A 20,729-nucleotide genomic window follows, 5' to 3' on the forward strand; every position below is an offset into this window, starting at 1 on the left:
CGTGGACGCAACGACGACCGGTCTCGGCGCCATCGTCGACGCGGACATCGGCAAGGCTTCGGCTTCGGTGCAGGCGCTGCAGGTTCGCCAGCAGCTCGGCATCCAGTCGCTGTCGATCGCCAACCAGCAGCCCTCGGTTCTCCTCGGCCTGTTCCGCTAAAGTAAAGCCGCTCTCTAGAGCGGCTTTATTGCGCATTTTCGCTGCCAAGCATTTGATTGCTTTTGCGAAAACTCGCGGAAAAGGTTAATAATCGAATCGTCGATCCGGCATTGCCGAGTCGCGGATTCGAAGGAGGCACCGTGCAAAATCCGAACCCCTTGGCCATCAGCGCTGCCGAATCGGAACGGGATCGCGAATACCGCCTGCTCGCGTTGGTCACCAAGAAGCTGACCGACGCGATGGCGATCGTCACCCAGCTCGATCCGCAATCGGTTGGCCAAGTCTGCGACGCAATCTTCCACAATCGCGACGTCTGGAATGCCTTTGTGACCGACGTCGCGGACGAGAAGAACAAGTTGCCGAAGGAGCTCAAGGTGCTGCTGATCAACCTTGCCGCCTACGTCAACAAGAACTCCGACATGATCATCAACAACCATCCGGACGGCGATCTCGACATGCTGATCGCCATCAACCGCCACGTGATGGACGGCTTGCGCGGCGCCACGGCCGAATGACGCGTGGGCCCGCGGCGCCGTCCGCGCGCAGCATGTGATGCCCTTCCCCGATGCAGCCAGCCTGCACGCTAAGCTGTCGGCAGGATTTTTGCGCCATCAGCAGGGCGATCTCGACGGCGCGCTCGCGTGCTACAGCGAGATCCTTGCGGTTGCCCCGAAAAACGTCGATGCGCTGCATCTGAGCGGACTCGTCGCGCACGCGCGCGGCGACCACGAAACGGCATTGGCCCGCATCGCTGCCGCGATCGCCTTGCTGCCGAACAATCCCGAAATGATCGCCAATCTTTCGGCCGTGCGGCTTGCGGCCGGCGATGCGGCAGGCGCACTTGCGGCAGCCGACCAAGCGATCGGCATCAACGCGCGCTCGGCCATGGCGCATGCCGCGCGCGCGGCCGCTTTGTCGGCGCTTGGACGGGCCGACGAAGCGGCCGCCGCCTACCGCACGGCAAGCGATCTCAACCCCGCCAATCCCGATCCGCTTAACAATCTCGGCAACCTCGAGCAGCGGCGCGGCAATCTCGATGCCGCGCTCGGCCACTACGAACGCGCACTTGCACTTGCCCCTGCCAGCATCCAGGTCCATTCGAACTACGGCACGGCGCTCTATGCGCTGTCCCGCCGCGATGCGGCCGGTGCGCGCGACGCGGAAGCCCGCGTGCGCGCCTGGCGCCGCGCCCATCCCGACAATGCGATGGCGCGCCATTGGTTCGCGGCCCTCACCCAGACCGACGCGCCGAGCCGCGCCGGCGACGAATATCTGCGCAACGCGTTCGACATGTTCGCCCCCGCCTTCGAAGAAACGCTGGCCGATCTCGGCTATCGCGCACCGCAGGCGATCGGCGCCTATCTTGCCGCGGTCTACGGGCCGCCGGCAGCGCAGCTTTCGGTCCTCGATGTCGGGTGCGGCACGGGCCTCGCCGCACCGCATCTGCGCCCCTACGCACGCCGTCTGGACGGCGTCGATCTGTCGCCGGCCATGCTCGTGCGCGCCCAAGCGCGCGGTCTCTACGAAGAACTGCGCGTCGGCGAAGCGATGGCCGACATGCACGCCCATCCCGACCAGTACGACCTTGCCGTCGCGGCCGACGTGTTCGTCTATTTCGGCGACCTCGCCCCGTTGTGCGCGGCAACCGCCGCGTGCTTGCGCCCGCAAGGGCGCCTCATATTCACGCTCGAGGCGATGGATCCGGGCGATGCGCGCGCAGCCCAAGGCTGGGGCGTGGGCCCCTCGGGGCGCTACCTGCATATGCGCGACCATGCCGAACAGGCGCTCGCGAGCGCCGGGTTCATGCTCGAAACTTTTGCCGAAGAAGTGTTTCGCCGCGAAGGCGGCTACGACCAGCCCGGCTATCTGGTCGCCGCAAAACTCAAATAGAAGCTCGACGCGTCAGCCGAAATCGCCCGCCACGATGCGCGGCTCGATGCCCGCAACCATCGTGCGCACGGCATCGCGGCCGTAGAGTTCGACCATCATCTGCAGGATCACGCTGAAGCAGCCAACGGTCAGCGAATCGCGATGCAGGCCCTGGCGCATGCCTTCTTCCATCGCATCCGCGATCACGCGCATGGCCGCCAAACGCTCCTGGTCGGTCGGGTCCGTCTGGAATGCATCGCTCGACATGACGTACTGCTCCGTTTTTCTTTTTGCGTCGACCTTGGGCCGACTGATCCTTTGCGAATCGGTCAAACTTCGTCGGCCACTATACCACGCCGACTGTTATGCGGCGAAAGCACGCCCCAGCCGAAACCAAGCACGCTAGCGCCGCGGGCTGCCCTGCAGCAGTTGGAGCACACCGGTAAGGTCGATGCCATAACCGCTGGAAGCACCCTGCAGCAAGCCGCTGTAGAGCGAATTGGCGCCGCTGCTCTTCGTGGTTTCCTGGTCGATCTTGTTCAAATAGCGCTGGATGAATTTGTCGAGGAAAGCCTTGTCCTGGAATTTCGTGATGTCGACCTTGCGCGTAAGCAGGCCCGCTTGCGATTCCACGCTCTGGATGGCCACTTCGCGCGGGATATCGAGCGTTTTGGTCACCACTTCGCGCAAAGTGCGGTCGCCCAGGATCGCGTAGGGGTTCTTGGCGTTCTTGATGTTCTCGCGGAAATACAGCGCCTCGCGAAGGCCCGGACTCTGCTGGCCTTGCGCCTTTTCGAACTCGTTTTTGAGATAGCGCGCCTTCAGCGATTCGAACACGGCCGGCGTTTTGACGTTGGTGACGCCGAGGGCCTGGAACTGCAGCGCCTTGGCCATATCGCGATAACGCTCGTCGTTCATGCGATTGGCGAGCGACTGGTCGTCGAGCAGATTGGATTTGAGGACGCGAGCGAGCAAGCCTTTCTTGTCGATTTCGCTTTCGAGCCCGTAGGCCGAGAGCGCAAATTCCATGAAGCGCCGATTGTTCAGCAGCTCGTCGACCGTCTTGGCTTTTTTGACGGCGTCTTCGGCAGCCGCAACTTTTTGCTGCACAGTCGCTTGCTTGGAAAAGCGCGCCTGCTGCGCATCGCCGTTTTTTTCGAGCTGGCGCCAGGCAACCAAGGCCGGCAAGCCGCTTGAAATAGATCCCGACATTTTCCGTCTCCTAAGCGCCGTTCTCGGCAGGGGGAACACAGGTTTTTATCGCACAAAACGCCCCAAAAATCAATATAACTTGGAAACTACTAAAATTTCCATAAAATTATATTTCTTTTACCCCTACTCGTCGGTGCTAACCGTATCGGCCATTTGCGGGGCGGCCTTGCGGCCCTTTGCCCCCTCGCCGCCAGCCAACAATTGGCGGGCACGCTCGGTGGTCTTGCCGAGCAATTCCCATTCGAACTTGATCAGGCGCTTGGCGTCTTTCATGGCGGGGTAAAGCTCGCCCTTTTCGATGCGCTGGCGCAGCGTGTCGATGATCGGTTTGGAGGTCGGGGCGGCAGCCTCGAAATCATTCAGAAATTGGATGCAAGCATCGGTGTAAACCTTTGCTTCGTCAGGAAAAAGATAGATGCACTGGAGTGTGTAATAAACTCGCATGGCGGGCGTTGCCGCCTCTTCGAGCTGCAGGATGTCTTTTTGGCGCAGGATGTTGCCGCGATTGCGCACGGCGAACATCGCAAGCCCCCCGGTATTTTCGATAACGACCCCGTTGATGATGATCTTTTCACCAGGGTTCAAACGCAAAACGAGCGGCATGACGAATCCTTGGAAGAACAGCCAAACTATAACGCGATTATACCATTCGCGCAGGACTTACAACGCGCGACCGGATTTCCAGACACAGGGCTTCGATTTGGCGCGCCAAACGCACCCCGTCGCACAGCGGCGACGCCAGCATGCGTCGGCGCAGATCCTGGCGAGTCGACGCCAAAGCGCGCGGATCGCGGGCAAGGCCTGCCGCAATGCGCACGAACGCGTCGGCGTCTTGCGCGATCCAGTTCTCTGCCCCGATCTGAGACAGCAGCGAGGCGCCAACACGCGCCGCATGGCGCCGCCCGGCCAAGGTCACGACGGGCACGCCCATCCACAGCGCTTCGCAGGTCGTAGTCGTGCCGTTGTAGGGGGTCGTGTCGAGGGCCACATCGATGCCGCTGTAGCGTGCGATATGGTTCTGCACTGCCGGGTCGAACGGGATCGCGGCAATGCGCGCCGGGTCGATCCCAGCATCGGCAAAGCGGGCCGCAAGCCGTACCTGTGCCGACGCTTCGGCGAGCCCCAGCGCTTTGACGGCTAGCCGCGCCTCGGGCACGGCGCGCAGCACGGCAGCCCACAGGGCGACCGACGCATCGGAGATTTTCGGCAGATTGTTGAACGAGCCGAAGGTCGGACGCCCAAGTACCGCGATCGGCGGCGGGGAAATCGGCGGGGCAAAAGGCGGCGGCATATAGGCAAGGAACCCGCCCTCGAGCCGCGCCAACGGCTCGCTGGCCATGGCATCGCTGTCGCCGGGCGGATCGCTGACGGCATCGACCAGACGCGCATCGAAGCACGATAAGCCGGTCGTGTCGGGATAACCGAGCCACGTGAGTTGCACCGGCGCCGGGCGCTGCAGAAAAGCGCCCAAGCGATTGCCGCGCGTGTGGCCCGCACAATCGACCAACACGTCGATGCCGTCGCGCTGCACGGCGGCACAAAAAGCCGCGTCGCCATGCCCGTAGGTTTCGCGCCAATTGGGCACCAGATTGCGGAAGGCGGCCGTAACGCCGTCGGGGTTGGCGACGTCGCTATAGGCGAAAAGCTCGACCGCCGCACGGTCGTGGCCCGCCAATAGCGGCACGAGGAAATAGCTGCAGGAATGACTGCAAAAGTCCGGCGACACGTAACCGATGCGCAAGCGCCGACCCGCCATCGGTGCCGCCAATGCGGGGCGCGGGCGAACCTGGTCCGCACCTGGCCACGCTTGCGCCTGGGCGCGCAGATTGTCGGTCGGCGGATCGTACTGGCTTGCCATCAACGCGTTCGACGCGAGCTGCCGATCGCCAGGCGCCAGACGTTGCGCTTGCGCAAACACCGCGCGCGCTTCCGCCACGCGCCCCTGCCCTTGCAGCGCCAAAGCGAGATTGTTGCGCAAGCTCGGAACATCCGGCGCCAATGCCACGGCCTTGGCAAAAGATGCTTCCGCCGCCGCCGCCATGCCGCCTGCAAAGGCAATGTCGCCCATAACGCTATGGGCCGCCGCAACATCGCCAAACCGCTGCACCGCTTCTTGCGCGGCAGCCCACGCAGCCGCCACATCGCCTGCGGCCGACAAGGCCGAAACGCGGTTGATCCAAGGGCCCGGCAAAGACGGATCGGCCGCGATCGCACGATCGTAGGCGGCGACGGCTCCGGCAAAATCGCGCCGCTCGATCAGGCTTGCGGCTTCGGCAAAATGGCGTTCGGCTTCGGCAGTCATCGCAACGGCTCACAACGCAGATCGTTTGCAGCTTGACGCAAGTCTAGCCCGCCAGCGAGGCTTGCGGCATGGAAGAAACGATCCGCACGCTCGAGCGTCGCGCCTTCGCGGCATGGCCCGCTTTGGATACGGTGGAACATGACGGGTGGGCGCTGCGCACGGCCAATGGCTACACCAAGCGCGCCAATTCGGCCAACGCGGTCGAACCGGCCTTGCAGCCCGTCGATCTGCAGATCGCGCGCATCGAGGCGCATTATCGGGCCCACGATCTGCCGCCGATTTTCCGCCTGACCCCGCTTGCGGGTTCCGGGATAGACCGTGCGCTTGAAGCACGCGGCTATGCGCGGATCGATCCGAGCCTCGTAATGGTCGCACGCCCCGGCCGCGACTTGCGCGATCCGCAAGCCATCGACGCCGATAGTCCGTGGGCGGGCTGGCTGGACGCTTTCATTGCTGCGACCGAAGCATCCCCGAGTGCGGCGGCAAAACTCGCGGCGGTGCTGCGCTGCATCGTGCCGCCTGCGCAGTTCGTGCAGATCCCGGATGCCGCGAACCGGCCGGCCGCTTTCGCCATGGCCGTTGCCGACGCGGGCTATGTCGGCATCTTCGAGGTGCTGAGTGCGGTCCATGCGCGACGCCAGGGTTTCGCGCGCCGCGCGGTCGCGCACGCCATGGCGTGGGGTTTTGCGCGCGGCGCGCACACGGCCTATCTGCAAGTGGCCGCCGACAATGCACCGGCTTTGGCGCTCTACGCCGCCCTCGGATTTGTCCCGCTCTACGGCTACCACTACCGCATTTCTCCATAAAAAAGAGGCCGTCGGCTGGGTGCCGACGGCCGCAAGTCTGCCAGCCAGTGAAGGAAACGCCGAACCTCAGCGCTTGAGGTTGACGACTTCCTGCAGCATTTCGTCCGCCGTGGTGATGAGGCGGGCGTTGGCCGAATAGGAACGCTGGGCCACGATCATCTTCGTGAACTCGGAGCCGATGTCGACGTTCGAATTTTCGATCGAGTTCGGGTTGATCGAACCGGTACCGCCTTGCAGCGACTGGTTGAGGCCGATGAAGCCCGCCGCCGGATCGTCGCGGAACGCTTCGCCGTCCGTGCGCACGAGGCCGTTGGCGTTGTTGAAGGTCGCAAGCGCCACCTGGTACTGGGTGCGGCGCTGGCCGTTGGTGTAGGTCGAGTAAACGTTACCGGCACTGTCAATGCCCACGCCATTGTAGCTGCCCGACGGATAGCCGTCGGCCGTGATGCGCGACAGCGAGATCGACGATCCGCCGAAACTCGTGAGGCCGCCCGACTGCGTGAGCGCCGAAGCGGTGGTCGAGACGGCGTTGGGGGCGCCGAATTCGAGGTTGATCGTCTGCGTCGGCGTGGCCGTGAGGCCCGGCGCGCTATAGACGATAGCAAGGCGCCCGTCCGTGCCGGTCGTGGTCGCGTCGAGCGTGGTGTTGTCGGTCGACTGGATCGTGAAACCGGTGGGCAGCCCCGCATCGATGCCGACCTGCGTGCCGAAGGTGAAGTCGACCACGAGGCTTTCGTTGCCGTTGGCAGAGCTCGTGGGTGCGGTGATGACCGCGCGCCATTGCGGCACGGTGGCCACACCCGGAGCCGGGATCGTCGCCGTACCGGTCGCGGTGCTGGCGTTGATGGCCGGCAGGTCGCCCGTCGCGTCGCGATTGTACCAGGTGACCGAGAAGGCACGGGCCGCACCGGTCGCGTCCGTCATGGTAATGGTGCCGCCGTTGTAGACCGTACCTACCGGCGCGTTCGAGGGCAGGTTCGCGGCATAGAAGGCCGTCGCGGTCTGCAGGGCCGGCAAAGCGGCCTGGTTGATGCGCACCGGCACCAGAGTGCCCTGGTTGGGCTGCGGGTTGGGCACGGCAGCCGTGGGGGCCGGAACCGACCGCGCGAACAGGAACTTGTTGGCGCCGTTCTTGAGGAACGCGTTTTCGTCGAGTGCGAAGTCGCCGCGGCGCGTGTAGAGCGTTTCGTTGTTGCCCGTGAGGCCGCTCGACGAGGAAGTGCCTTCCTGCACCGGCATCCAGCCCGAGCCCGAGATGGCGATCGAGGTGTTCGACTCGCTTTGGACGAGAGCGCCCTGCTTGTCGTTGATGAAGGACGGACGAACCGTGACGCCGCCCGAGTTGAACAGACGCTCGCTCGAACTCGACACGTAGCTCGAGAAATTCGCGTCGATGCGCTTGAAGCCGATCGACTGCGAGTTCGCGACGTTGTCGGAGATGTAGTTGAGCTGGGTCTGGAACGAGTTCAGGCCGCTGATTGCGGAGTTCATTGCGACGGTTGTCATGGCTTTGGTTCCTTCTATCTGGCGCTATTTTTTATGATTGAGCTGGGTTACCGGAGGAATTTGACGAGCGAGAGATCGAGGATCTGGCGTGTGGTCACGTAGCTTGCTTCGAGCGACGTCTGGATCGCTTTGATGCGCGTCGAAACGTCGCCCGTGTCGACCGCCTCGATCGTGCTCGCCCCTTCTTTGGAAGCGTCGACGAGGCTTTCGTGCTTGGCGCGGATCTGCTTGAGCTGGGCTTGGTTGCCGCCGTTGACGCCCTCGAGCGAGGAGATGTCGAGCAGTGCGCGGTTAACCTGCACGGTCGCCTGCGCAAGGAAGGGTACGGCCGCCGGGATCGCGGAGATGTCCTGCGGCTGGGCGGGCGGTACGACCGCCGCGTTGGCGTTGATCGCTTCGCCGAGCGCGATTTTGTAGTTGCGCAGGCCGTTGATCAGGTTCTGGAAGCCGGCTTCCGAAGCGGTGATGCCGTACTGCATGTTCAGCTGGTCGTCGATATACACGCTCGGCTTGTTCGCGATCGATTCGCCGGACGTATTGACGAGCTGGCCGCGCAAAGCAGGCGTGATGTAGCCGGGTGCAACGTCCGTGGTCTGGGACGTGGCACTGTCGCTGCGGAAGATAGCGGATGCAGGCAGCGTCGAACTCGTCTGGACCGCATTGGCGTAGACGTTGCCCACGTCGCGCGGCGGGCCTTCGCCGGGCTGGCCCGTATAGGTCGCGTAAACCGGCATCGCCGTCGGCGGCGACGGGTCGAGCGAATTCAGCGCTTGCACGGGCTGCGTGTTATAGGACGAGCCGCCGAACAGATAGCGCTGTCCGTCGGTCTGGTTGAGGATCGACTGGATGCGCGTCAAGGCGCCAGTCACGATGCCGAGCTGGGCCGAATAGGCGGCGGGGCCCAAGCTCTGCGTCTTGATGATTTCGGCCTTGATGTCCTTGGCGATGGAGTTGAGGCCGTCGAGCGACTTCGAATAGAGGTCCGTCCGGTAGTCGGCCGAGTCAATCGCGCGAATATAGATCGTCGATTCCGCCGTCGTCTGGCGGAACTGCTGGACGCGCACCGTGTCCGAACCGAAGCCTTCGCCGAGAAGCGAGGCGCGCGCGAGGCCCACGAAGCCGTCGCGGCGCGTGCCGGTGATTTCCTTCTGGAGCCCCGTGAGCTCCTGGTTCTGGTTGGAAAGCGAGCGCTGGATGTCCAGCAGCTGCGCGTAGTTGGTGACGCCGCCGAGACCGCCTGACATGGCTTAGTTCCTTCCCAGATTGATGAGCGTGTCGAACATCGTACGGACCGTCTGCAGCACCTGTGCGGACGCCTGGTACGTGTTCTGGAGCACGATGAGATTCGACATTTCGGTATCGACCGAAACGCCGACCTGGCTGCGGTAGCTTTGGTCCGTCTGGTGGCGCAGCGTCTCGGCGTCGGACTCGGCCTTCTCGACCGTGGCGATCGACTGCGCGGTGTAGGAGATCACCGAGGCGAAGACGTTGGCGGTGGTGAGCTGGCCTTGGATGATGCCGCTGTTGCCGAGCGAGGCAAGCGAAGCGGCGGCGATCGGCACAGGATCGAACACGGCCCCCGTTCCGGTCGACAGCGCCTGCTTGACTGCCGAGGCAGAACCTTTGGAAACGGTCGTCGTGCCGCCGACCAACGTGGGATTAACCTGCAGCATCGAGGCGGCCGAGGGCACGTTACGCAAGGCGGGTTCGATCACGTAGGTGGCGCCCACGCCCGGCGTGGTCGACAGCGGCGGATTGACCGTGAGGTCCGTGCCGGTGTTGCTGACGATGCGCCCGACCTGGCCCGCACCGCTGCCCGAGGTGATGCGCACCTGGTAGACGATGCCGCTGGCCGTGGGCGCAAACTGGTTGGCGTTCCACGAATTGTTCGTGTCGGTGATGGTGGTCGTCGAAGTCGCCGTCGTCGTGCCGTTCAGAAGCGGACCGGTCACCGACTGGATCTGGTAGATGCTGGTCGCGTCGGTCGCGGCGAGGCCCGGGGCCGTGATCGTGTTGCCGCCGCTTGCCGTGATGATCGCCGACGAGCCCGCACCCTGGCCCGACACGATCGTGACGCGGTGGTAGAGCGTGGGCGTGGGCGCATAGGCGCCGAACGCGGTGTTGGTGTCGGTGAGGCTGCCGCCGGCCGAACCCGTGGTGACGTTGCCTTGCACGATGTCGGTCGCCACCGTCGCCGACGGCGGATCGGCGAGCGTCGAGAAGGTGAAGAAGTTCGCCGCAAGCTCGGTGCCGAAGGAATTCGCCTTGTTGTAGGCGGTGTTGACGACGCTGGCGAGCTGGTTGGCCATCGTGTCGATCTGGTTCACGAATTTGCGCAGCGTGCCGTCGGTCGGCGCCGACGAAATCATGATCGCCTGCGACGTCGTGGTCGTATCAATGTAGCCCGCGCGCATTCGCAGGAGTGCGTCGATTTGGCCGGACTGGAAGGCGGTCGACTGCACGTTCGTGGTGTTGGCACCGTTGGTGACGCGGACCTGGTTGTTGAGAGAGTCGAAGCTGAAGACCGGCGGTGTGGCCGCGGAAACGAGGCTCTGCCCGCCTGAGGTCAGGATCTGGATCGCCCCCGTGCCCGTCGGCAGGATCTGCACCTTCGTGTAGCTCGACATCTGACGGATGATCGTATCCATCTTGTCCTGCAGCTCGCCGACCGGCTGGCCGGTCGAGGCTTGCGTGACGATCTGGGTGTTGAGCGCGTAGGCGTTGCGTACGAGCGTGTTGAGCTCGCCCACCGCCGTGTTGATGTCGGACGCGATGCGCGAGTCGATGCGCGAAGGCTCGGCCGCAAGGCGGTTCAGCGACGTCGCCACCTGCTGGCCCTGCGTCGCAATGGTACGCGCGAGATTGGGGTTTTCCGGGCTCGCTTCGAAATCGGTCCAGGCCTGCTGGAAGGTCTGCAGCTGCTGGGTGATGGCGGGCTGGCCGCTCTTGACGTCGAGAAGTGCGCCGATGTCACCGATATAGCGGGCGCGCACGCCTTCGGCCGACTGCTCGGCCGTGCGGGCGATGAGGTCGTTCTGGAGGGCCGTGTTGACGGTGCGCGTGATCGACAGCACCGACACGCCCGAGGGCAGGCCTTGTGTGGCCGGCGTCGTGAGATTGACGTTCTTGCGCGTATAGTCGGGCGTCTGGGCATTGGCGACGTTGCCCGACGCGACACGCGTCTGCTGCTGCAAAGCAAGCAGCGAGCTCAGCGAAGAATTGAGGGCGGCGGATAGCGACATCGGCTTTGCTCCGGTAGCGAAGCCGAACATTCGGCCTCGCGATCGCAACGACATTCGCAACCGCCGTGCCAGCGCCGAAATGCGGCTTAAATCATTGAAACAAAACAATTCAGTCTGCGACTCGACCCGGCAGAACAGGCCCATAGGAGCCGGTCTCGGCAGCTTCGACCCGGCAGGTTTTGCCGGTCCAAGCAAAAGGAATGGTGGGCACAAAAAAGCCGCCCGGACCAAAGGGTCGGGGCGGCTCCGGCCGCAAACGCGGCAAAAACGATTAGCTTGAGACGGACAATCCAGCGCCCATCGGACGCCCCGGCGGCGGCGGCGTAGCGGGCTTGGCCGCCATTTGAGTCGGCTGCGGTGCGAGGCCTTCCATGATCGTCTTGTTGACGTTCAGCAGCGCGTCGATGTCGCCCGTACCGTCCAGCACTTGGATGGTTTCGCGCCCGACCCACAAGCCGATACCGATGATCTGGGCGCGCAGTTCGATCGGCAAACGGTTGCCGTCGCTCGACAGGTCGATGATGAAAGCGTCCCACACCTTCTTGTTCCAAAGAAGCGCGTCGATGAACTCGGACGTGCCGCGCTTGCTGTCGCGCGCGCGCGTCAAAGCACCGCAGACCTGTGCGAGCAGGCGATATTCCGTCGAGCGCGGGTTCTCGACGATGTTCTGTGCGCGGCCATAAGCCTGGTACCCACTCATTATTGCTCTCCGCAGAAGCCGCCGAATGTCGTCTTCACAACGACTATACGGTACGAATCATTACCAATAGTTTAACCCGAGTCGCTCGGGCGATGCACGACGTTAATGGTTTCAATATCCCACGCGCGCGAGGGTAAATGTCCGAACAGACGCTTGAGCATGCCCTGGCCAACCATCGCGGCGGCAATCTCGATGCGGCTGCCGCACTCTATATAGCGTGGCTCGACGCACATCCGAACGATGCGGCCGCGTTGCATCTGCTCGGCGTGCTGCGCCATCAGCAGAGCCAAAACGCCGAAGGGTTGACGCTGATCGACCGCGCCTTGGCGCTCAAACCAGACATGGCGCCCGCCCATGCCAATCGTGCCACTGTGCTCGCGGCACTTGGGCAAGACAACGCCGCCCTCGCGGCACTTGAAAAATCCATCGAACTCGATCCCAGCTTGAGCGCCGGTTTGCAAGACCAGCGCGCGCGACTGTGTCTGCGCTTGGGCGCTTATGCGGCGGCGGCCGAGGCGTTTCGCGGCTGCGTCGATCGCAACGCCAACGACGCAACAGCCTGGGCAGGGCTCGCACTTGCCCTGCACGCAAGCGGCGACGCCAACCAGGCCCTGCCCGCCTATCGCATTGCCCTGCAATTGGCCCCCGGCGATATCGGCTTGCGCAACGGCCTTGGTGCGGCCTTGCTCGATACCGGCGACAGCGCCCAAGCGCGCACGGTACTCGAACTTGCCGCGCGCGAGGCCCCGCCCTGGGGCCCGCTGTGGGCCAATCTCGGCAATGCGCGCCGCGCCGAGGGCGATCTTGCCGGTGCCGCCGCTGCGCTTGCCAAAGCCCGCGACCTCGAACCCGCCAACGCGACCACGCTTGCCAATCTGTGCGCGGTGCTCGCCGAACAAGGTGCGCTTGCCGATGCGATCGCAGCTGGCCAAGCCGCCTTGGCGGCCGAACCCGGCAATAGTTCAGCCCAAATCAATTTGGCAGCCGCCTTGTTCGATGGCGGTGCGGTCGGCGAAGCGCGCGCGCAATGGGTTGCCTGCGGCACCAACATGGCGCGCACCAACGCGCTTTATGCGGGCAATTTCCTGGCCGATCTCGACGAAGCGACGTTGCTTTCCCAAGCGCGCCAATGGGCCGACCAAACCTGGCCCACACTGCCGCCCCGCCCGCCCGCTTCAACCAAGGGGGCCGACGGTCGGCTGCGCATCGGTTTCGTGTCGCCCGATCTGCGCTCGCACTCAGTCGCGTGGTTCCTGCTGCCGGTGCTGCCGCAGATCGACCGGTCGAAGTTCGAGTTGCATGCGTTCAGCGAACTTGCCCAGGAAGATGCGATTTCGCAGCGCCTCAAAAGCAATTTCGCAAGCTGGACAAAAACCGTCGGGATGGACGACGACGCTCTTGCGGCTGCGATCCGCGCACGCGACATCGACGTGCTCGTCGATCTTGCGGGCCACACGGCCGGCAACCGGCTCGCCGTATTCGCCCTGCGCCCCGCGCGCGTGCAGATGAGCTGGCTCGGCTATCCGGGGCCGACGGGCCTGCGCACGATCGATTGGCGCTTGAGCGATGGCGACCTCGATCCCGGCGACATGCCGAGCCCCGAGCGCGCCTGGCGCCTCGAAACGGGTGCGCATGCCTATGCGTTGCCGCCAGGTGCGCCCGACATCGAACCGCGCCCCGACAACGCGCCGCCGGTCTTCGGCTCTTTCAACAACTGGCCTAAACATTCGCCGACTTGCATTGAAACATGGGCGCAGATCCTGCGCGCAGTGCCGCAGGCAACCCTCCTGCTCAAGAACAAAGCGATGGCCGACGACGCAACGGCTGCCGCCGCGCGTGCCGCCTTTGCCGCCCACGGCATCGAGCCCGCGCGCATCTTGTGCCGCAGCCGCATCGACGATCCGCGCGGCCATCTCGCCCTTTACGGCCAGATCGACATCGCCCTCGACCCGTTTCCCTACAACGGCACGACCACGACATGCGAAGCGCTGGCGATGGGCGTGCCGGTCGTGGCCTTGCGCGGGAACACGCCCGCAGGCCGCGTTGCGGCAGCGTTCGTTGCGCGCATCGGCCGGCCGCACTGGGCGTGCGACAGCAAAGCCGCCTATATCGCCCAGGCGGTTGCGTTGGCCAACGACGCCAGCGAACGGCGCAATGCCCGCCAAACGCTGCGCGCCGAGCTGGCGCGCTCAAAGCTCGGCGATGCGAAGGGCCTTGCGCTGGCGCTCCAAAACGCATGGCAACAGGCAGTTTCTGCCGGGTGATTTCTGCCGCCAGGCACTTCGCGCAGGTGCCGATAGAAGCGCTTTCCTCGCTATTTCAAAGGTTTGGCAGTTGGCCTCCGACTTGCTGAAGAGGGTGGGTCGCAACTCGCTTGAGGAATGCCGCCCATGGAAGTCAACACGCTCGATCAGCTGATCCGCTCGGAGCCGACGGCTGCTGCGAATGCCCGCCGTGCGAACGACCAGGGCAGCAATGGGTTCTCGAGCCTGCTTGACGCGCGCAACGAACGCCCGCGCGTCGAACGCAACACGGCGAACGCGAAGCCAGCTAACGGCCCCAACGTCAAGACGCGCAAAACCGAGTCCGACGACGCAGCCGAAAAACCGGCGCGCGCGGAAGCCAAAGACCGCCCGGCCCCCAAAGAGCGTACCGCGCGCGACGAAAAACCGCATGCCGTCGACAAGGCCGAACGCCCGGCCGCACCCGAGGCAAAACGCCCAGTTGCGGACGCCGACAGCGCCAAAGAACAAGCACCCAAACAAGACGCCAACAACACGGCCGCCGACAATTCAGGTACGGACGCCGACGCCCAGGCGGCCGCCCGCGCGGCAGCCGATGCTGCAGCGGCCGCCGCTGCAGCCCTCGTTGCCGCCGATCCGACAGCGACCGACGCAGCGCTGCCCGTCGCAGAACAAACGGTTGCGCAATCGACCGACACGCTGCAGCCGATCGCCGTTGCGGTTGCTGTCGCCCCGCAACTCGAAACCCAAGAAGCCGCCAAGTCCGGCACAGCTGCCGCCGCAACATCGGCAGCAGCCCCGATCCTCGCCGCACCGGTTGCGGGCGACGCCCAAAAACTCGAAACGGCGGCCGCAGCGGCAGCTGCCCAGGAAATCGCGAAGCCGACTTCGACCTTGAGCGAGCAACAGACCGCAGCCGACGCGAATGCCGGCGAAGACTACGCCGATTTCATGCTGCGCAATCTCTCGGCCACGCCGGCCGTCGCCGCAACCGAAAAAGACGCCGCCAAAGCCGATTCAAAAGCCAAAGAAACCGCGTGGTCCGTGACGATCGCCCCGTCGGCGATGGCAACTGCACCGGTCGCACCGACCACAGCCCTTGCCGTGCAGGCCGCCGCCGACGCCGAAGCCGCGAGCGCGATCGATGCCAACGCGCCCAAAGCCCAGAGCGTTGCCACCGACGACGGCGATGCGAAGCCTGCCGCCAAAACCGCCGAAGGGTCGGCGCAATTCGCCCAGCATCTCGACCCGTCGCGCGACGTGCGCGCGGCCGAAGATACACGCGCCCCCGCCCGCCCCTCGGCGCCGCCGGCGCACGAGCAGGTCGCCGTGCATGTGCGCAAGGCCGTGGCCGACGGGCTCGACCAGATCACCATCCGCCTCAATCCGGCCGAGCTTGGCCGTATCGACGTGAAGATCGAAGTCGGCAACGACGGCACCTTGCGTGCCGCCTTCGCCGCCGACAAGCAGATGACGCTCGATCTTCTCAAAGGCGACAGCCGCCAGCTCGAACAGGCTTTGAGCGAAGCGGGCCTCAGCACCGACGCAGGCGGTCTCAATTTCTCCTTGCGCGGCGACAATCGCGAGAACGCACAGGCTTTCCGTCAACTTGGCGAAGAATTCGCACGCAACCGCGCCGACGACCCGGCCGCGAACGAGGCGCCAGCCCCGCTCGCGGCCGGATCCTACGCCCGCCGCAACGCCGGCCCCGGCCGCATCGATCTCAACGCCTGATCCCGATTTCCTTCGCGCCTTTTGACGGAGACATCCGATGTCCACCTCCCTCGCATCTGCCCAGACCGCCTCGAGTGCGACCAGCACCAGCAGCACCGCTGCCAAGGGTACGGCCGCCGCGAGCCGGGCGACGTTCGGCGACAATTACGACACGTTCTTGAAACTGCTCACCTCGCAGCTGCAGAACCAGAACCCGCTGTCGCCAATGGATTCCACGCAGTTCACCTCGCAGCTCGTGCAGTATTCGTCGGTCGAACAGGCGATCAAGCAGAACGAAAATCTCGAGAAGCTGATCGCGATGCAGAGCAGCACCCAATCGGCCAATGCGGTCGGCTATATCGGCAAGTCGGTCGACATGTCGGGCGAGCGCGTGGGGCTGGTCAACGGCGAAGGCAAGGTCACCTACAGCCTGCCGGAAGCCGCCGGCCGCGTGCTCATCAACATCTACGACACGAGCGGCAAGCTTGCGGCACGCCTCGAAGGCGACACCGGCGCGGGCAGCCATATCGTCAAATGGAACGGGCGTTCGGACACCGGCGCGCAGCTGCCCGACGGCGACTATCGCGTCGAAGTTTCGGCGCAGAACGCGGCAGGTGCGGCCCTTACCGTCGACAAGAAGATCTCCGGCACGGTCACGGCGGTCGACTATACCGGCAACACCGTCATGCTCACCGTCAACGGCACCAAACTGCCGCTCTCGCAGCTGGCAACCGTCTACGGCACAGCGTCGAACTGATGGTTGATTACGCTGCGGACAGCGCGCACGCGCCCGGCGCTTGCGACACGCGCGCCGTGCTGCTGGTGCGCGGCACGGCATCGGCGACGGCACTCGGCTTCGCCGATCTGCTTTCGTGCAGCGCGCAGAAAGCCGCCAACGCGGCTTCGGCACCTGCGCTCTCGGCGTCGCCGGGTCTCATCCAGGTATTCGTGGCGCCGCACGCCGAGCTGCATCTGCTGGCTTGGCGACCGCGCGCCTTGCAGCGCACACCCTTGGCCGCGATCGTGCCGGTTGCCGACGCACATCTCGAGCCCGCCTGGCGGCAAGCCTTGGTGCCGTCGGCAGACGTCGCAACGCCCGGCAAAATCGCGACCGGCCTTGCCGCTTTCGACGGCGACGGCCTCAAAGCGCGGTTCGAGTTCGCTTGGACGAAAAACACCGACGGACAATGGGCGCTTGCCGACGACAAGCGCCTGTCCCGCAACCGCACACCCCAATTGCTCGAGCCGATCGCAGCGCCAACCGCCAGCGCTTGGTCGGCAAGCTGCGGGCGCTGTCTGCGCTATCCGCTGGCGCAACGCGCAGCGGCACCGCAGCTCGTCTTGTGCCGCCGCGACTGTCTGGCGCGCGCCACGCCGTTTTGAAGCCCCAAGGAAACAGCATCCCATGCACAAGAACAACGCCCCGCGCGATCCCACCCTCCCCGGCAGCCTCCCGGACCTGCCGCCGCCCGGAACCACGCGCTGGGTCGTACGGCGCAAACAGGCAGTCGTCTCGGCCGTGCGCCAGGGCCACATCACGCTCGACGAAGCCTGCCGCACCTACACGCTCTCGCTCGAAGAATTCATTTCCTGGCAGAGGCTTATCGACCGGCACGGGCCGCGCGGTTTGCGCGCGACGCGACTTCAAGAGTACCGTGCGGTTGAAGCGGATCGCGAAACCGCCTAACTTCAGATTCAACTCGAATAATTGCCGTAAACACCCCGTCTGGTCGGCACTTTTTTCCGGGTACCGGGAAAAAAGTGCCGGGTGTTAACACTTCATTCATCGATCTTCTCTACGATACATCTCAAGTTTTGGATAAAATTACGCAAATTGAGGCGTGATTTGAATCAAAACGGAGCTGTTTTCGAGGACTGGGGCCCTAGCCCCGGAGAAGGTCTGGGTGAATAGTTTCATGGATACTTTACGCCAATTGGGGCCATTGCGCCTCGGTCTGCTGGGTGCCGTGGCTGTCGGCCTGCTCGGCTTTTTCTTCTTTTTCACCACCCGCCTGTCGCAGCCGCCAATGGCGCTGCTCTACAGCGAATTGTCGCCCCAAGACGCGGCCCAAATCACGACGCGCCTCGAGCAGCAGCAAATCCCCTATTCGCTCGCCAATGGCGGCGCGACGATCAACGTGCCCGAAGACCGCGTGCTGCGGCTGCGCTTGAGCTTTGCGGAAGCTGGGATCCCGCGCGGCGGCTCGATCGGCTACGAGATTTTCGACAAGGGCGACGTGCTCGGCCAGACGAATTTCATGCAGCAACTGAATCAAGCGCGCGCGCTCGAAGGCGAATTGGCGCGCACGATCAGCGCCTTGCAGCCCCTGGCGGCGGCGCGCGTGCATCTTGTGATCCCGCGCCGCGATCTCTTCAACCGCGAGCGCCAAGAGCCGACGGCGTCGGTCATCGTGCGCATGCGCGATCCCAACAATCGCCTGCCGCGCCAGCAGGTCCAGGCGATCCAATCGCTGGTCGCAGCGGCCGTGCCCGGCATGCGTCCGGTGCGCGTTTCGGTCGTGGACGACCGCGGCAATCTGCTCGCCAAAGGCCAGGCCGAAAGCGACGATCCGTCGGCGCTGAACTCCTCGGCCGAAGAACTGCGCCGCGCCTACGAACAGCGCCTCGCGCGCACGGTCGAAGGCATCATCGAGCGCACGATCGGCCCCGGCAAGGTGCGCGCCGAAGTGTCCGTCGATCTCGATTTCGACCGTATCGTCACGAACCAGGAATCCTTCGATCCCGACGGCCAGGTCGTGCGCTCGACCCAGACCGTGACGGAGACGAACGAGTCCGCCGAAGCGGCGGCACAGGTCACGGTGCAGAACAACCTGCCCGACGCAGGCCAGGACAGCGGCGGGCCGCGCACCACCAATCGCGGCAACCGCTCGGAAGAAACCACCAATTTCGAAATCTCGAAGACGATCCGCCAGCATACGCGCGAATCCGGCGTCATTCGCCGCCTCTCGGTGGCCGTCCTCGTCGACGGCACGGTTGCGGGTGCCGACAAGCAGTACCAGCCGCGCACCGACGAAGAAATGCAGCGCCTCACGACACTCGTGCGCTCGGCGATCGGCTTCGACCAGCGCCGCGGCGACACGCTCGAAGTCGTCAATATGCGCTTCTACGCGCCCGAGGAGATCGAGATCGACACCAAGGAGCCGGGCCTGTTCGACTTCACGCGCGCCGACCTGCTGCGCTTGGCCGAAGTGCTCGTGATGGCGATCGTCGCCCTGCTCGTGATCCTCCTGGTCGCGCGCCCGATCATCAACCACGTGCTGCGCTCCTCGCAGGAAAAGCGCGAGCAGGATCGTGCAGCCGCCGAACAGGCAGCCCAGCAAGCTCAGCTGATGTCGGGCGGGCCCGGCGGTTTGGCGCTGCCCGGCGGTCCGTCGCCCGGCGAAGAAGGCCCCAGCGAGATCGAACAGATGATCGACATCGCCCAGGTCGAAGGCCGTGTGCGCGCATCCTCGATCAAGAAGATCGGCGAAATCGTCGAGAAGCACCCTGAAGAAGCCGTCGCGATCCTGCGCACCTGGATGTACCAGGAAACATAAGCGTTTTCGCAAAGAAAGGCAGACCTCTCCATGGCCACAGGCACTTCGCCCCCGCCCCCCGTCCGACAGCCGTCGCAAGCGGCTTTGCCGCCCGCCGACGCGCCGCTCTCGGACGGACGCCGCAAAGCTGCTATTCTTCTTCTCGCTTTGGGCGAGCAAGCTGCCGCCAAGCTTTGCGCCGAACTCAGCGACCGCGACATCACCAATCTTGCGATCGGCTTCGCCGATCTCGGCCGCCTCGACGCAAGCGAGGTCGAAAAACTGATCGACGAATTCGCGACCCACGTTTCCCTGTCTTTGGCCGCCTGACACAAAGAGCCCCGCCGCCATGCCCGCCATCAGCAAATTTCTGTTCGCCGAAGAGTTCGTCGAGCCCGGCGTGGGCCCCGACGGCATGCCCATGCCTGTGATGCTGCGCCGCAAGCCCAAGCATTATTCGGAAGTCGAACTCGAGATGGCCAAGCAGGCCGCTTTCGAAGAAGGCCGCCAAGCGGGCTACGACACCGGCCGCGACGAAACGCTGGCATCGGCCGAACATCTCGCCGCCCAAGCCATCGCAGCATTGCAGGAGACGCTGCCGCGCGCGCTCGCGACGGCCGAACGCGCGCGCGCGGAAGCCGACGCCGGTGCCGTCACGGCAATGGGGGCGATCGCGCGCAAATTGCTGCCGGCACTTGCGGCCGCCCATGGCGTGGACGAAATCGAAGCGCTTGCGCGCGAAAGCATCGAACGCCTGATCGAACAGCCGCGTTTCGTGGTCAAGGTCAACCCGGCAACGCAGCAGATCGTGCAGGCGCGCATCGAAGCGACGGCGCAAACGCTGGGCTTTGCCGGCCGCATCGTGGTGCTGCCCGACCCTGCCCTACCCGAGACGGACGCGCGCATCGAATGGGCAAATGGCGGCGTCGAGCGCAACGTGGCCGACATCTGGAAAGAAATCGAAGACGCGATCGAACGATATCTTGCTATGCAGCCCGGCGCTTCGGGCACCAACTGAATCCCTGAAAGGAACATAAAATGGCCGACGAAAAAGTGAATTTCGACGATCTCGACATGGCCAAAGCCATGGCAGGCGAACCGTCGCTGCAGGGCGGTGGTGGCGGCGGCGGTGGCGGTGGCGGCGACGGGCGCCAAGCCCGTACGGCCAAGGAGCTCGAGGCCGTCTACGATATTCCGGTCACCGTCTCGGCCGTGCTCGGCAAAGCCACGATGCAGGTCAACCAGCTGCTCAAGCTCGGCCGCGGTGCCGTCGTCGAACTCGACCGCAAGGTTGGCGAAGCGATCGACATCTACGTCAACAACCGCCTCGTCGCACGCGGCGAAGTCGTGGTGGTGGACGAGCGTTTGGGTGTGACCATGACGGAAATCGTCAAGGTCGACCGGAGCTGACGGCAAAACGGCGAGTAGGAGTGCGTAGGG

Annotated in this window: 21 protein-coding genes; 13 read left to right on the forward strand and 8 right to left on the reverse strand. The window is 64.6% G+C overall.

The annotated features are described in order from the left end of the window. Position 1: 1 nt before the first annotated feature. The 3 genes from O9320_13725 to O9320_13735 all read left to right on the forward strand — a co-directional run bounded on the left by O9320_13725 (position 2) and on the right by O9320_13735 (position 2,050). A complete protein-coding gene (locus tag O9320_13725) occupies positions 2-160 on the forward strand; it encodes a flagellin (protein MCZ8311906.1) in 159 nt (52 codons plus the stop codon). Positions 161-300: 140 nt separating this feature from the next. Beyond that, positions 301-675, forward strand: a complete 375-nt coding sequence (locus O9320_13730; protein ID MCZ8311907.1) for a flagellar biosynthesis regulator FlaF — start codon at positions 301-303, stop codon at positions 673-675. Positions 676-712: 37 nt separating this feature from the next. Next, positions 713-2,050: a tetratricopeptide repeat protein gene (locus tag O9320_13735; protein ID MCZ8311908.1), complete on the forward strand. Its 1,338-nt coding sequence runs from the start codon at positions 713-715 to the stop codon at positions 2,048-2,050. A gap of 12 nt (positions 2,051-2,062) precedes the next feature. Here the strand turns inward: O9320_13735 and O9320_13740 are convergent, their stop codons facing one another. The 4 genes from O9320_13740 to O9320_13755 all read right to left on the reverse strand — a co-directional run bounded on the left by O9320_13740 (position 2,063) and on the right by O9320_13755 (position 5,543). Next, the gene (locus tag O9320_13740) at positions 2,063-2,296 is read right to left on the reverse strand and encodes a hypothetical protein (protein ID MCZ8311909.1); all 234 of its coding nucleotides are present in this window, start codon (positions 2,294-2,296) and stop codon (positions 2,063-2,065) included. 135 nt (positions 2,297-2,431) lie between these two features. Beyond that, on the reverse strand, positions 2,432-3,241 hold the full coding sequence (locus tag O9320_13745; GenBank protein ID MCZ8311910.1) for a DUF1217 domain-containing protein: 810 nt from the start codon (positions 3,239-3,241) through the stop codon (positions 2,432-2,434). Between the two features lie 123 nt (positions 3,242-3,364). After that, the gene (locus tag O9320_13750; GenBank protein ID MCZ8311911.1) at positions 3,365-3,844 is read right to left on the reverse strand and encodes a flagellar biosynthesis repressor FlbT; all 480 of its coding nucleotides are present in this window, start codon (positions 3,842-3,844) and stop codon (positions 3,365-3,367) included. Positions 3,845-3,881: 37 nt separating this feature from the next. Continuing rightward, entirely contained in the window at positions 3,882-5,543 is a 1,662-nt protein-coding gene (locus tag O9320_13755; protein MCZ8311912.1) for a glycosyltransferase, read from the reverse strand. 68 nt (positions 5,544-5,611) lie between these two features. Here O9320_13755 and O9320_13760 point away from each other — a divergent pair, with 68 nt between their 5' ends. Then, a complete protein-coding gene (locus O9320_13760; protein ID MCZ8311913.1) occupies positions 5,612-6,349 on the forward strand; it encodes a GNAT family N-acetyltransferase in 738 nt (245 codons plus the stop codon). A gap of 66 nt (positions 6,350-6,415) precedes the next feature. Here O9320_13760 and O9320_13765 read toward each other — a convergent pair whose 3' ends face one another. The 4 genes from O9320_13765 to flaF all read right to left on the reverse strand — a co-directional run bounded on the left by O9320_13765 (position 6,416) and on the right by flaF (position 11,797). Then, a complete protein-coding gene (locus O9320_13765; protein MCZ8311914.1) occupies positions 6,416-7,855 on the reverse strand; it encodes a flagellar hook-basal body complex protein in 1,440 nt (479 codons plus the stop codon). A gap of 47 nt (positions 7,856-7,902) precedes the next feature. Then, positions 7,903-9,099 (reverse strand): hypothetical protein, encoded by a 1,197-nt coding sequence (locus tag O9320_13770; protein ID MCZ8311915.1) that lies wholly within the window; start codon positions 9,097-9,099, stop codon positions 7,903-7,905. 3 nt (positions 9,100-9,102) lie between these two features. Beyond that, on the reverse strand, positions 9,103-11,097 hold the full coding sequence (locus O9320_13775) for a hypothetical protein (protein ID MCZ8311916.1): 1,995 nt from the start codon (positions 11,095-11,097) through the stop codon (positions 9,103-9,105). Positions 11,098-11,368: 271 nt separating this feature from the next. Beyond that, the gene (flaF, locus tag O9320_13780; protein ID MCZ8311917.1) at positions 11,369-11,797 is read right to left on the reverse strand and encodes a flagellar biosynthesis regulator FlaF; all 429 of its coding nucleotides are present in this window, start codon (positions 11,795-11,797) and stop codon (positions 11,369-11,371) included. A gap of 137 nt (positions 11,798-11,934) precedes the next feature. Between flaF and O9320_13785 the strand changes: the two genes are divergently transcribed. From O9320_13785 to fliN, 9 genes are all read left to right on the forward strand, one after another. Next, positions 11,935-14,061, forward strand: coding sequence for a tetratricopeptide repeat protein (locus O9320_13785; protein MCZ8311918.1), 2,127 nt, complete (start codon positions 11,935-11,937; stop codon positions 14,059-14,061). A 126-nt stretch (positions 14,062-14,187) separates the two neighbouring features. Further along, positions 14,188-15,774: a flagellar hook-length control protein FliK gene (locus O9320_13790; GenBank protein MCZ8311919.1), complete on the forward strand. Its 1,587-nt coding sequence runs from the start codon at positions 14,188-14,190 to the stop codon at positions 15,772-15,774. 37 nt (positions 15,775-15,811) lie between these two features. Further along, positions 15,812-16,510 carry a flagellar hook assembly protein FlgD gene (locus O9320_13795; GenBank protein MCZ8311920.1) on the forward strand — a complete coding sequence of 233 codons (699 nt, stop codon included), beginning with the start codon at positions 15,812-15,814 and terminating at the stop codon, positions 16,508-16,510. Beyond that, the gene (locus O9320_13800; GenBank protein MCZ8311921.1) at positions 16,510-17,136 is read left to right on the forward strand and encodes a hypothetical protein; all 627 of its coding nucleotides are present in this window, start codon (positions 16,510-16,512) and stop codon (positions 17,134-17,136) included. Before O9320_13795 ends, O9320_13800 begins: the two co-directional genes overlap by 1 nt. Positions 17,137-17,158: 22 nt before the next feature. Beyond that, positions 17,159-17,440: a DUF1153 domain-containing protein gene (locus O9320_13805; GenBank protein ID MCZ8311922.1), complete on the forward strand. Its 282-nt coding sequence runs from the start codon at positions 17,159-17,161 to the stop codon at positions 17,438-17,440. 229 nt (positions 17,441-17,669) lie between these two features. Then, positions 17,670-19,310, forward strand: coding sequence for a flagellar basal-body MS-ring/collar protein FliF (fliF, locus tag O9320_13810; protein ID MCZ8311923.1), 1,641 nt, complete (start codon positions 17,670-17,672; stop codon positions 19,308-19,310). Positions 19,311-19,340: 30 nt separating this feature from the next. Further along, complete coding sequence (locus O9320_13815; GenBank protein ID MCZ8311924.1) at positions 19,341-19,619, forward strand: hypothetical protein; 279 nt, start codon at positions 19,341-19,343, stop codon at positions 19,617-19,619. Between the two features lie 19 nt (positions 19,620-19,638). Then, positions 19,639-20,307 carry a FliH/SctL family protein gene (locus O9320_13820; protein ID MCZ8311925.1) on the forward strand — a complete coding sequence of 223 codons (669 nt, stop codon included), beginning with the start codon at positions 19,639-19,641 and terminating at the stop codon, positions 20,305-20,307. Positions 20,308-20,327: 20 nt separating this feature from the next. Then, a complete protein-coding gene (gene fliN / locus O9320_13825; protein MCZ8311926.1) occupies positions 20,328-20,699 on the forward strand; it encodes a flagellar motor switch protein FliN in 372 nt (123 codons plus the stop codon). The last annotated feature ends 30 nt before the right edge of the window (positions 20,700-20,729 follow it).

The organism is Magnetospirillum sp., from assembly GCA_027532905.1.
In the GTDB taxonomy this organism is placed as follows: Bacteria; Pseudomonadota; Alphaproteobacteria; order CACIAM-22H2; family CACIAM-22H2; genus Tagaea.